General features: G+C 53.5%; 12 protein-coding genes and 3 pseudogenes. 8 read left to right on the forward strand and 7 right to left on the reverse strand.

The genetic code is table 11. The annotated features are described in order from the left end of the window. Positions 1-7: 7 nt before the first annotated feature. Positions 8-391, reverse strand: coding sequence for a VOC family protein (locus HA45_RS16530; protein WP_100704071.1), 384 nt, complete (start codon positions 389-391; stop codon positions 8-10). A gap of 313 nt (positions 392-704) precedes the next feature. Next, the gene (locus tag HA45_RS29090; RefSeq protein WP_128598979.1) at positions 705-836 is read right to left on the reverse strand and encodes a biofilm development regulator YmgB/AriR family protein; all 132 of its coding nucleotides are present in this window, start codon (positions 834-836) and stop codon (positions 705-707) included. A 586-nt stretch (positions 837-1,422) separates the two neighbouring features. Between HA45_RS29090 and HA45_RS16540 the strand changes: the two genes are divergently transcribed. From HA45_RS16540 to HA45_RS29345, 5 genes and pseudogenes are all read left to right on the forward strand, one after another. Continuing rightward, a complete protein-coding gene (locus HA45_RS16540; protein ID WP_100704069.1) occupies positions 1,423-1,824 on the forward strand; it encodes a hypothetical protein in 402 nt (133 codons plus the stop codon). A gap of 344 nt (positions 1,825-2,168) precedes the next feature. Continuing rightward, a complete protein-coding gene (locus HA45_RS16550) occupies positions 2,169-2,393 on the forward strand; it encodes a hypothetical protein (RefSeq protein ID WP_100704068.1) in 225 nt (74 codons plus the stop codon). Positions 2,394-2,540: 147 nt separating this feature from the next. After that, entirely contained in the window at positions 2,541-3,104 is a 564-nt protein-coding gene (locus HA45_RS16555) for a fasciclin domain-containing protein (RefSeq protein WP_100704067.1), read from the forward strand. 43 nt (positions 3,105-3,147) lie between these two features. Continuing rightward, positions 3,148-3,702, forward strand: a complete 555-nt coding sequence (locus HA45_RS16560; protein WP_100704175.1) for an RNA polymerase sigma factor — start codon at positions 3,148-3,150, stop codon at positions 3,700-3,702. Further along, positions 3,699-4,345, forward strand: a pseudogene (locus HA45_RS29345) (anti-sigma factor). Before HA45_RS16560 ends, HA45_RS29345 begins: the two are co-directional and overlap by 4 nt. 52 nt (positions 4,346-4,397) lie before the next feature. Here HA45_RS29345 and HA45_RS16570 read toward each other — a convergent pair. From HA45_RS16570 to HA45_RS16590, 5 genes and pseudogenes are all read right to left on the reverse strand, one after another. After that, positions 4,398-4,706, reverse strand: coding sequence for a YicS family protein (locus HA45_RS16570; RefSeq protein ID WP_240629293.1), 309 nt, complete (start codon positions 4,704-4,706; stop codon positions 4,398-4,400). A 163-nt stretch (positions 4,707-4,869) separates the two neighbouring features. Further along, entirely contained in the window at positions 4,870-5,574 is a 705-nt protein-coding gene (locus HA45_RS16575; RefSeq protein ID WP_100704065.1) for a helix-turn-helix transcriptional regulator, read from the reverse strand. A gap of 67 nt (positions 5,575-5,641) precedes the next feature. Beyond that, a pseudogene (locus tag HA45_RS16580) lies at positions 5,642-6,957 on the reverse strand (MmgE/PrpD family protein). After that, positions 6,954-8,102, reverse strand: coding sequence for an amidohydrolase (locus HA45_RS16585; RefSeq protein ID WP_100704063.1), 1,149 nt, complete (start codon positions 8,100-8,102; stop codon positions 6,954-6,956). Before HA45_RS16585 ends, HA45_RS16580 begins: the two are co-directional and overlap by 4 nt. Continuing rightward, positions 8,099-8,643 (reverse strand): annotated as a pseudogene (locus HA45_RS16590) (GNAT family N-acetyltransferase). Before HA45_RS16590 ends, HA45_RS16585 begins: the two are co-directional and overlap by 4 nt. Before the next feature lie 273 nt (positions 8,644-8,916). Between HA45_RS16590 and HA45_RS16595 the strand changes: the two are divergent. The 3 genes from HA45_RS16595 to HA45_RS16605 are packed head-to-tail and all read left to right on the forward strand — an operon-like array spanning position 8,917 to position 12,535. Continuing rightward, positions 8,917-9,987, forward strand: a complete 1,071-nt coding sequence (locus HA45_RS16595; RefSeq protein ID WP_100704061.1) for an iron-containing alcohol dehydrogenase family protein — start codon at positions 8,917-8,919, stop codon at positions 9,985-9,987. Between the two features lie 31 nt (positions 9,988-10,018). Continuing rightward, entirely contained in the window at positions 10,019-11,317 is a 1,299-nt protein-coding gene (locus HA45_RS16600; RefSeq protein WP_100704060.1) for an LLM class flavin-dependent oxidoreductase, read from the forward strand. A gap of 18 nt (positions 11,318-11,335) precedes the next feature. Further along, the gene (locus tag HA45_RS16605) at positions 11,336-12,535 is read left to right on the forward strand and encodes an aminotransferase class I/II-fold pyridoxal phosphate-dependent enzyme (RefSeq protein WP_100704059.1); all 1,200 of its coding nucleotides are present in this window, start codon (positions 11,336-11,338) and stop codon (positions 12,533-12,535) included. Positions 12,536-12,766: the final 231 nt, after the last annotated feature.

The raw sequence follows: 12,766 nt of genomic DNA on the forward strand, positions 1-12,766 counted from the left end.
CAGAACATCACTCTTCCAGCTGCAACCACATCACGCGTAAACGGTGTCCATCAGGATCGATGGCCGTGAAGGTGTAGCCAAAATCCATCACTGCAGGCGACTGCACAATGGTGATCTCACGGAAGGCGCCCCATTCGTTGTAAAGGAAATCCACGTCCGCTTTGTGTTGCACCTTGAAAGTGATTTCGCCGTTGGGCGTGAACTGCTGGGTATCCACAGACGGCAGAACGGTGTATTTCGACCACAAACCCAGTTTGAATCCGTTGTTAAAAACAAACATCGCAAAAGTGGGCGTGACATTAATTGGCTTGATATCAAACAGCGATGCATAAAAGTCGGCGCTCTTCACAACGTTCGGGACGTACAGAATGGTCATATCAGCAGTGAACATGGTTTTTCTCCTTGTGTGTTTACCGCTGTAGAGTACGAGAGGGTTGTGACAGAATCTGTCAGTAGTCGAAATCATGAGCGTGTTTATTGCCATCACACTCGCTAAGCGAAGTTAAGTGATAGCAGAGTAATATCCAGGAATGCTTAATGGCGGCAAGCTCCGAAAATCTTATTTAAGGATTAGTGAACGTTGATGCCTGCAATTGATGAGTGATTAAATCAGATCAAAAAGCCCCAGTTCTCTGGGGCAAATTTTGTTGGTATACGAGAAGACAAACGTCCTTATTCACTAAAAATTTTACACAACAAACATCTCAGGATTGGGTGTCGTTCTGAGTACTCAAAACAACCATCTCCAGTGCATTTCGGTAAATATTCTGCACGGCTTCATCATGTTCTGTTTCAAGCCTCAGAATAAGAGCAAGGATAATATCCTTATTCGTAATGCGTTTTTTCTTGAGGTGAGTTCCAGACGAACCTCATGCAAAACAGCGAGTTCGGTATGATATTGCCCACTGTTTATACTGGAGTTTTCAAAGAGCTGAGACTCACGTGTCGCAGTAATGTCCATAAAGCCTCATGCTGTAAATAATAAATTTTATAAACGCTCGACATGGCGGGCGAAGATACCGCACGGTGTAAAAATACCTCTGTAAGTGGAAATCCAAAAACACTTACAGAGGCGATGCAATGCATCATTCGTTACGAGCGATTTAAATCGCACGACAAACTTATACAGAATTTTTAAACTTGTACAACGATAAATGATAAATTCAGAGTGGTATGAGGTGTATTCTATTTACCTTTTTGTTTTAATGAAATGATATTAATCATTTGTTGTGATAATGGACGTTTTATCTCATTTTTTGATGGATCGCATGATGAATTGGAAAGAAAAAATAATTTTTTTTATCAGTGGTTAATTTTTAAGGTATTCAGTTCGGAATTGTACAATTTGGCTTTATTCGATAGAGACCTTGAAGTTTGTACGTTCATACAATTTTGGTTTTTCTGAATAGCAATGCTACAAACATGTTGAGGATATTTATTTTCCTGTTAGCCTTTCAAATTACCCACAAAGAGCTACAACTTAATTTCAGAAAAATAATTGTTGAGGTGCGTTTGAACGCATTGGATTTAGACGTTGAGTTTTATGCGGTCCAGTTGAGAAAACTGGCGGCTTTTCACCAGTCAGGAAAAAGTATTACTGAAGTAAAAATGCAGGTGGATGCGACTATACAGCATATGAAAGAGACTTTGGGCAAAGACAAGGCACAGCAGGTCGTGAAATGGGATGAACTACTCACGGCTCTCGAAAAGTTTAATAGAAACACCGCTCACCCTATGTGGATGGCAGTGATTAAGCACGCAAAACACCGTATCAAAAGCCGCATACAGACAGCAGTTTATTGCAGGCAGCATTTTAATCGCTGAGTGCGGCAGATTAGATTTCCAGAGTAAATCGCTGCAACAAATCATTCACAGGGCGCGTGAAAACTCATTTAAGGCTTCAATTAAAGCTGTGTCCTGGAGGATACGGCTTTTTTTACATCCGTCGATACTCTGTTGGCGCAATTATATCTATGTAACTGGCTCTTAAATTGAGCCTCAAGAGAGATCAATGTGTTGGCGAGCTCATTTGTGGATGTATGGCAAGTGATGTCGCCACTCTGCACAACTGTCAGAAGCCCGGTATGAACTTTTAGTCGCACTCGCGCTCAATATCCTGATAATACACACAGGATTTTTTTACTGAACGCTGTAAACGGAGAGATGAAATGGTCAATGACTACTTTGCACCACCCCCAATGGGTATGACGCCGGAACAACACAAGCGGACCATCGCTGTGGCGGCCGCTTTAGCTGTGGCGAAGGAATCCGTCAGTGCCTCAACCTCCGCCAGCGGTTCAAAAGCGTCGTGGGATCTTCAGGCGGTTGCTAATGAGATCTCCAACCTGGCGGATGCGATTCAGGACGCGCTTGAGCCTGAAGACCAGATTTAACCGCAGGTAACTGCACACATGACGGCTGTTTTGGCCGTCTTGTGATTTTTTTAAAATTATTTTCGCCAGCCTGCATCCAGTTAAGCCCCTCCTTACGTATATCCCGTTGTGAGCAACTCCTTCGCTCCCCTACAACGAGGATTTATGATGAAAAAGCTAATCACCACTGCCGTCATCTCAGGCGCGTTAATGTTCACTGCCACCACCTTCGCAGCCATGAATTCTGATTCTGTCATGGTCGGCGGTGCCGCCATGTACCCGCAGAAAAACATCATTGAAAATGCCCTCAACTCAAAAGATCACACCACTTTGGTCGCAGCAGTCAAAGCGGCGGGATTAGTCGACACGCTGCAGGGTAAAGGTCCCTTTACCGTCTTCGCGCCAACCAACGCCGCGTTTGCCAAATTGCCTGCGGGCACCGTAGACAGTCTGGTGAAACCAGAAAACAAAGCCAAGCTCACCAGCATCCTCACTTACCACGTCGTGGCCGGTAAATACGATATGAAAGCGCTGGAAATGAAAATCAAACAAGGCGGCGGTCATGCGGAATTGAAAACCGTTAACGGTCAGCCTTTATGGATTATGAGCAACGGTCCTCACAATATTCAGTTGAAAGATGGCCAGGGCAATGTGGCCAATATCAGTACTTATGATGTAAACCAGAAAAATGGTGTGATCGACGTCATCGACACCGTCCTGATGCCTAAGTAATTGGCTATACTCGGAAGGCATTTCAATGCCTTCCGGGAAAAACATGGATAACGTTTTGGCTCAACAGCAGGTGAAATTATTGCGGGCGATTGCGCAAGGCGATCGCCCGGCATTTGAACAACTGTATCGACTCACTTCTCCGCATTTATTTGCACTTGCATTGCGCACTTTGCGCCAGCCAGCCTGGGCGGAAGAAGTGCTGCATGATTGCTTCCTCACTATCTGGAACCGAGCCGACAGCTATGATGCCGCACTCAGCGCACCCATGACATGGATGACGCATATTGTGCGTAACCGCTGTATCGACTGGTTGCGCAGCGGGCAGGCGCGTGAAGCATTGGCGTCAGAGGAATACAGTGACAGCACTCAGGAAACGGATGCTGATAGTACAGAGCAGCCGTTTGATGATTCGCAGGCGGCCCGTTTACAACATTGCTTGCAGCACCTCAGCAGTGAGCAACGGCAAAGTGTCACGCTGGCTTACTATCAGGGGATGTCGCACAGCGATATTGCTGCCTGGTTACAACAGCCGGTTGGGTCAGTGAAAAGTTGGATCCGTCGTGCGATGGAGCATCTTCGGGAGTGCGTGGGCCTATGAACAACAACAAGCAACATGATGACGCACTCGCGGCCGAATATGCATTGGGAACACTGCGCGGCAATGCCCGTTTGCGCTTTGAACGGCGGCTTCAGCAGGAGCCTGAACTCGCCGCGAAAGTCGCCAACTGGCAGACGATGTTAACCGGATTAGATACCCATTTGCGGCCTCAAACGCCGCCTGAACGCGTCTGGAAAAAATCACCTTAAGCCTGCCCGCCAAAACACCGGTCAAACGTGCCAATCCTTACGTCGGTTGGCTGGTTGCAGCGGGGCTGGCGGCGTTCACGCTGGTGTCGTATTACAACCATCGACCAGATGAGTTCGCGCCACTGATCATCCTGGGCGACGCGCAGCAGCATGGGCAATGGGTCGTGAGCCGCAGCAGCGATCGCCGCTATCTTCAGTTAGCGCCGTTGTCGGCGGTGGCGGTTAATGCAGATAACAGCCTGCAACTGTGGGTGATACCGGCGGGTAAACAGCCCGTGTCTTTGGGATTGCTGGCTAACAACACCGCCACCCGAATTGAGCTGAACCAGCAAGCGTTGCCAGCCGGCACCACTATCGCCATCAGCCTTGAACCTCAAGGCGGATCGCCGACCGGACAACCGACAGGACCGGTGCTGTACAGCGGGCTGCTGTAGTCATTATGCTGGCCACCCAGTCTGCGCTGATCGACAACAACCGCTTGTCAGATTACTTAGGCGCAAACATCGCCAGTTTCGGGCAGCTCACCTGTTCGATGTGCTGACGATAGCCAGGCTGATTTTTCTTTTTCAGCGCATCCGCCGCGCTCACGATGGCATCGTGATTGTCCGCGCTGTTGAGAAACACCTGCTTAATGCGATCGTCAGGAATATCCTGTGCCAGATGGCAGTGAGCGCGCAGGTCAGTGATGATCTGCTGCTCGCGCAGCGCATAGGACAGGTTGCTGTACGGGGATTTCGCTACCGCGAGAAACGAGATCATCACCAGCAGCGAACAAGAACCTATTTTCCAGTACATAGTGCCTCCTTGAGGGGTGACATAGTTTAAGCAACAAGCGTTGCCATCACGAATCTATGTATTGAAGAGTGATCGATAATCAGCCGTTCGGGTAGTTTTCTTTCGCAATTTCAGCAACTGTACTGAATGCAACGGCGTAGAGGATTGTCATTCGTAGGGATATTCAAGGATCCCGATAACCATTTTCCACCCGCACCTGATGATAATCCTTCCAGCGTTTGAGCAGTTGGTGACGAGTGCCGGGATAATACTCCTCACTCACCACAATCTCTTCAATGCGATCGACGCGGAAATTGCGAAAATCCTGGCGCAATTCGCACCAGCCGCAAAGCAGGCGGACGCGGTCAAAATAGCCCAGCACCACTGGCCAAATCACTCGGATGGAAGAGGCTTCTTTGAGATCTTTATAGCGTAAAGTGATCTTATTCCGCGTATGGATTGCCTGGCGAATTTCGGGCAGATGGGTTTCAAACAGCACTTCGCCACGCGTGGCAACCAGCAGCGATTGATGGTCGAGCGCGTGAGATAAATGTTCCGGTAATACGGCGTGGATTTTGGCCAACGCATGTTGTGCCGCAGATTTCAGTTCGGCATCGGTGTGGCGACTGACCCAGTCCAGGCCTAGCGCCAGTGCATCGAGTTCATGGCGCGAGAACATCAGCGGCGGCAGATGCCCATCCGATTTCAACAAATAACCTAACCCGGCGCTGCCTTCAATTTCGACGCCTTGCTGCTGCAGGCTGATGATGTCGCGATATACGGTGCGCACGCTAATGCTGAGCTGCTCTGCAAGCTGCTGCGCAGTCACCGGATATCGGTGACAACGTAACAATTGCACGAGTTCCAGTAGTCGCTGGGTTTTGGTCATGGAGTGTGCCTAAGCGAAGAGTCTGGCAGTGAGCGGCGGTTCAAGGTCCGCGCGCCACCTCTTAATATTAAATTCGTAAAAGCTGTTGCAGCGACGCCAGATCAGCCGTTGTCTGCAATTCGCTGCTCTGCTGCAACTGTTGCAATCGCTCGCCCGATTCCTGACTCAACGCCAGACGCAATTTACTCTCCACATCCACGCCAGCGGCCAATGATTGCTGACGGGTGCGGCGATGCTGCAACTGTGTACCATCGCGTAAGGTCAGAGTCACCAGATGAAAACGCAACGCGGGATTGATCGCATCCGGCGGTGCACTTTCATCAGGCGTACGACGCACTTTCGCCGCCAGCGGCAGCACTGCGCGATTAAGATCTCCCTCAGCGAAATCTTCCAGGCGCAGATCGTTATAGATCAACATCGCGGCGATCACGTATTCCAGGCTAAAGCGCGCTTCAATCCCATTGGTGGGCGTGGTCACGGAGGCGGCAATATCGCCGCCCGGAGGGAACGCCACGCTAATATCCGTGATGTTATCCAGCAATGCTTCCAGCGAGTTACCCGCGGATAACCAGCTATCACGCAGGATGCGCGCGGCTTCCGCTGCGCTGTGTGTCCCGGCGCAGGTCGGGAACGGTTTGTACTCCAGCCCCGGCGTCACGATGCGCCACGGATCGCCCCATTGCGCGATCAATCGTTCAGGTTGGGCTGCACCGTTGCTGCTGGCCGCGAGGAAAGCCTCGATCACACCATCCTGTTTGCCATCAAAACCTGCCAGCGTCAGCTGGGCTGCCGTGACCGCGCGCTCTGCCGCAAATCCAGCGTGCAGGGTTTGACGGCGGAGCCGAACTGCGCGCGCAGCCCGCTGGCCTGGGTGGTGGCGATACCGAGCAAAGTAGCGGTTGCGCGGACATCCAGTTTCAGTAAACGCGCCAGCGCGGCGGCGGCGGCAATCGTGCCCAGCGTCGCGGTGTTGTGATGACCCAACGCATAATGCTGCTGGCTGGCAGCCAGACCCAGCCGCCCGGCAACTTCCACACCAATGGCGTAGGCATCAAGAAAATCATCAATTTCCGCAGGCTGTTGCTGCTGCCAGGCGAACAGCGCGGGCAGAATCACTACGCTTGGATGGCCACGAAAATCGGCGTGAAAATCATCGTAATCCAGTGCGTGAGCGGCATAACCGAGCAGCAAGGCTTGCGAGCGTGAGCTGCCGTCGCCATACACGGTTCGCAGTGCAGGCAAGCCGCTGTCCGGCACCTGGCCTTGCAGCACCGGCCAGCTGGCGGCGAGAAAATCCTTTACCCCTTCGCGCGCTGCATCACGTGCAGCGGCATCGGGTTGGCTGTGGACGATAAGCTCAGCGAGGGCAGCGGTGATACTCATTGCGGCGCCACACTGTTCAGCGCTGCCACAGCCAGATTGGCCAGATAGCGTGACGTCGGCAGCAGCACATCATCGTTAATACGAAACGCCGGATGATGCAGCGCATAAGGTTCGCCGGTGCCAATCATCATAAAGGCACCCGGCAACTGTTGTTGATAGAAGGCGAAATCTTCGCCAATCGGGCTGGCTTCCACCACGCGGGCTTCAAAGCCGCTGGCGGTCGCCTGCTGCAGGGCGAAATCGGCCCAATGTGCATCGTTCACCACCGACGGCGGTCCCGCATGCCAGTTGAACTCAACTTTGGCAGCGAAGGCGGCGCCAATACCCTGCACAATCTCGCGGAAGCGCTGCTCCAGTCGATCGCGCGTCTCCTGCGAGAACGAACGCACCGTGCCTTCCAGCCACGCGCTGTCAGGGATCACGTTCCATGTGCTGCCGCTGTGGATCTGGGTTATGGATACCACCGCGTTATCGCCAGAAGGCGCATTGCGGCTGATCAGCGTTTGTGCGGCAGAAACAATCTGCGCGGCAATCACAATAGGATCGTTGCCCTGATGCGGCTTAGCGGCGTGGCTTCCGGTGCCGGTGATTTTGATATCAAAGCGATCGACGGCGGCGGTGAGTGGACCGGCTTTGCTGCCAATCACGCCCGGTGGTAGAGAAGGATCGTTATGAATGCCGAAAATCGTCACGGCATCCTGCAGAGTGCCGGTAGCAATCACATCCGGCGCGCCCTGGCCGGTCTCTTCGGCGGCCTGGAACAAAATACGCACGCGGCCCTTTAAGCTCGCTTCCTGCTGTTTGAGCAGAATCGCTGCGCCCAGCGCGGCGGAACTGTGGAAGTCGTGTCCGCAAGCGTGCATCACGCCCGGCCGTTCCGAACGAAAGGTGACGTCAGACTGCTCTTCAATCGGCAGTGCATCAATGTCGGAACGCAGCACGATCAGTGGCCCATTTTCGGGACCCACTTCCGCTACCAAACCGGTTTTCAGCGGCAGATCCAGCACGCGGATTTGGTGCTGTTCAAGCTGCTGGCGAATACGCGCGGTGGTTTCGAACTCTTCATTAGAGAGTTCAGGAAAACGGTGTAACTCATGGCGGAAGGCAATCAAATGCTGGCCCAATGTGCTTTCATCAAAACTCATGCTTTGCTTCCTTGTTGTGCGGCCTGACGTGTCATCCACGCATCATGTGCGCTGTCATCCAGCACTTTCTTCATATATTGGGTGATGTGGCCTTTGCCGAGATCGGTGGTGTGCATCAGCTGGAAGCCGCGCTTTTTATACATTTCGATCAACCACGGATGGCTGGTGGCGGTGCCAAGGGAAACCGCTGGTGCGCGCAGTTGGCCGAGTAAGATCTCCTGCTCCAGTCGATCTTGTACCTGGCGGCCATACTGTTTGCCGGGATAGTCGGGATGGGCACCGAACCAGCCAATATGCGGCAGACCAAACGGCCCAGGCAGCGGCCCCATGGATAGCGCACCGTCACGGAGGAAACCATGGTGCCTTGTGCGTAAAGCGCATAAACGCCGTGACTTTGCAGATGGCGCAGCGTCTTTTCACGGTCCGCTGTCGCAGCATCAAATTTGATACCCAAAGCCAGCGTGGGTGCGTAGGCGGCATGCATCAGAGCCTGATAAAAATCCACCTCGTCTTCTCTAACCTGACGAAATTCAAGTGACATAGTGTTCCCCGAAAAATACGCGCATCTGCGCCAAAAACAAAATACCCAGCGTGCTAAGCAACTCAGAATATCAGTAATGGCTTGTGCTTCTATATGTGAAAAATAACTAAGCTAATGCGAATTTGTGAAAATGAAATGGCGGCTTTTCCATTGCTTATATCGCGATTTACCGTAGTATGCATAAATTACATAGCGCTATAACTATTTCGCATTAACCTCATGAAATAAAATAACTTTTCTCGTTATAGCCTTATTCTTAATCAGGGTGACGACGTGTTAGCGATCAAATCTCCGCGTGCTTATGCACATGAAGCCGGCCTGCGTGCGCGTGCCGGTGAATTTATCAAACCTTATGCCACACATATCCGCATCTTCACTTCTCCCAACGCCTGGCAGGCGGTTAATCCGGAATTAAGCCAGAGTTTAGAAGCCAATGGTATCCGCTGGGAGTTGGAGTATCTGCACGGTGAATGCACCGATGCCGCCATCGAAACGCTTAAAAACAATGTCGAGCAACAGCAAGCCGAGCTGCTGTTTGCCGTGGGCGGTGGTCGCGTGCTGGATGCTGCCAAAGCGGTAGGCAGCCAGTTACCGGATCTGAAAGTGATCAACTTTGCCACGCTCGCCGCCACCTGCGCCGCGTGGTCGCCGGTGGCCATCATTTATAACGAGCAGGGCGGCCATGTGCGCAGCCAGCCGCTGGGGAAAATGCCGGAGCTGGTGCTGGTGGACAGCGAAGTGATCGCCCGCAGCGATGTGCGCTATCTCAAAGCCGGCATTGTGGATGCGCTGGCGAAGTATTACGAATTCGCACCTTATCTGCGCAATAACCCACACGATCTGGCTCTCGATCTCAAAGTGATGACGGCGCAACGCGCGCTGGATGTGTATCGCGAACTGGGTGAAGCCGCCGTTAGCGCCAATGAAAAGCAGCAGGTCACGCCGGAGTTGGTGAAAGTGATTGATGCCAACATCGTGCTGGCCGGCCTGGCAAATAGCGTGCGCGATCAACTGCCGACGCCTGGCTTTGCCCACGCCATTCATAATCGTCTGACGCATCAGCCCGAGTTGCATCATTGGCTGCACGGTGAAAAGGTCGGTTACAGCCTGCTGGTGCAATCGCTGATTGAAAACGACGGCGAGCCCGATGCGGAACTGCTGGCACTGCTGCGTCAGTACGCGATGCCGCTGACGTTAGCACCGCTGACCGGCGACCGTGCAGCGGCGATTCGCACGATTGCAGAACAGATTAAATTCCCGGCGGCCAGCGCTGAACGTCTGCCGTTCCGCATTCATGCGGATGCGCTAGAGCAGGCGCTGCTGGCGACCGAGAACCGTTTCTAACTTTTACTCTTTTATTGACCAGGACAACTTCATGGCTACTGCATCAACAACACGCATCCGCTTGGGTCTCTTTGTACAACCGGTTGGACAGCACGTCAGCGGCTGGCGTCTGACGGAAAAACTCGGCGATCCCACTGACATTGACTGGCTGATCACCATCGCGAAGAAAGCCGAAGCCGGTAAATTTGACCTGTTCTTTGTGGGTGATGCGCTGGCGACCAGCATGTACCGTCTGCCTTCAACCATGGCGCGCCTTGAGCCGCTGACCATGCTGTCGGCGCTGGCGGTAAACACTAAACGTATCGGCCTGGCAGCGACAGCTTCCACCACTTTTAGCGATCCGTTCACCATGGCGCGCAGCTTCTCGTCGCTGGATCACATCAGCCGTGGTCGCGCAGCGTGGAACGTGGTGACGTCATTCTCCACCGATGTAGCACGCAACTTTAGCCGCAACGATATGCCAAACCACGCCGAGCGCTATGCACGTGCGCGTGAGTTCCTCGAAGTGACCAACAAGCTGTGGGAAGGTTGGGAAGCGGGTGCGGTGCAGCCGAACAAAGAGACCGGTGAATACTTCGTTAATGACAAAATTAAGTCGATTAATCATGACGGCGAGCACTTTCAGGTGCAGGGTCCGCTGAATATCACGCGTTCTCCACAGGGACGTCCGGTGATCATCGAAGCCGGTTCATCTGCTGATGGGCAAAAACTGGCGGCCGAAACCGCCGAAGTGATCTTCACCGCTGCCGCCAGCCTGGAAGAAGCGCAAACCTTCTACCGCTCGCAGAAAGATCAGGTGATCGCCGCCGGACGTAATCCGCATCACGTGGTGATCATGCCGGGCGTGATGCCGATTGTTGGACGCACCCGTGAAGAAGCCAAAGCGTTGTGGAAAGAGCTGAACACGCTGGTGGATATCGAAAACGGTCTGCGCCAGCTGTCGCTGCGTTTCAGCATGGATCTGAGCCAGTATCCACTCGACGGTCCCGTGCCAGAAGTGCCGCTGGGTGAAGGTAACCAGAGCCGCGTCAAATTAATGACGGATATGGCGAAGCGCGAAAATCTGACCTTACGTGAACTGGCTGCCGTGGCAGCAGGTTCGCGTGGTCACCGCGTGATTGTCGGTACTGCTGAAGACATCGCCGATGACTTTGAGCTGTGGCTGAAAGAGGGCGGCGCCGATGGCTTCAACATCATGCCTGCCATCATGTCAGAGCAGCTGGATCTGTTCGTAGAACTGGTGATCCCGGAACTGCGTCGCCGTGGCCTGTTCCGCGACGATTATGAATTCGCCACGCTGCGCGAGAACCTCGGTCTGCCAGCGCTGTAAACCCTAAAGGAGCTGAACATGGTCACCTTATCAAAGCGTGTGCAGTCCGTGTCGCTCTCTGCCAATGCGGCGGCGCGTCAATTGACGCGCCAGCTGAAAGAGCAGGGTGTGGATATTCTGGATCTCACTACCGGTGAGCCGGATTTTGATACGCCGCAGCACATCCGTGATGCTGCCGTTGAAGCCATGAATAATGGTGAGACCCGTTATACGCCGACCAATGGCACCACGCCACTGCGTAAAGCGGTGCAGGCTAAGCTGGCGCGTGAAAATCAGCTGGATTATGCGCTGGGGCAGCTCTGCATCGCCAACGGTGCGAAACAGATCATCTTCAACGCCTTCGCCGCTACCTTGAATGATGGCGATGAGGTGATTGTGCCGGTGCCGTACTGGCCAACGTTCCCCGATAGCGTGCGTTTCAACGGCGGGAACGCGGTGCTGCTCGAATGCCCGCTGGAGCAGGAATACAAGCTGCAATCGCAGCAGCTGGCGCGGGCGATTACCGATAAAACCCGCTGGCTGGTGCTGAACAATCCGGGCAACCCTTCTGGTGCGGTCTACAACGCGGCAGAGTTAACCGCGCTGGCGGCGGTGCTGCGTGACCATCCTAATGTGTGGATCATGCTGGATGAACTGTATGAACACATTCTGTTTGATGGACGTGAGCACGTTAGCCTGTTGCAGGTCGCGCCAGATTTAGCCGAACGCGTTCTGCTAGTGGGTGGGGTGTCGAAAACCTATGCCATGACCGGCTGGCGCATCGGCTTTGGTGCCGGTCCGCAAGCGCTAATTGATGCCATGGTTGTGGTGCAGTCGCAGAACAGTTCCGGTGCCAGCGCTATCAGTCAGGCGGCGGCGGTGGCTGCATTAAACGGCGGGCTGGATTTCCTGCCATCGCAGCGTGCGGCCTATCAGGATCGTCGCGATGCGATTATGGCGCAGCTCAGTCCGGTTGGAGGCATTGAGGTGCTGAATCCTGAAGGGGCGTTCTTTATCTTCTGTCGCTGTGCTGGGCTGTTGGGCAAAACACGCCCGAATGGTGAACGTCTGGAAAGCGAACAGGATGTGCTGAATTATCTGCTGGAAAGCGGCGTATCCGGCGTGGCGGGCAGCGCGTATGGCTTGTCGCCGTATTTCCGCCTGTCGATTGCCACGGATATCGAAAGCGTGCGCGAAGCCGGAAAACGCATTGCGACAGCCTGTGCAGCGTTGAAATAGGGATTTAATCGGTCGCTATAAATGGCGTAATGCTTGTTTTAACAACACGCACTGAAGCTTCAGAGCAGGCTGGGGTCGTTCTGGGGCTGGCAATCCGCAGCGCTGAACGTAATGAGTCTGCCAGGATAGCCCGCAAGGATGCGGGCGTAAGGCGGGGCGGCACACGATGTGCCATCCCCCGGCGGTCCGTCAGGCAGACGAATGAAGTGAAGGTACCGCTTTAGCGGCGCG

Source organism: Pantoea rodasii (assembly GCF_002095465.1).
Classification (GTDB): Bacteria; Pseudomonadota; Gammaproteobacteria; order Enterobacterales; family Enterobacteriaceae; genus Pantoea; species Pantoea rodasii.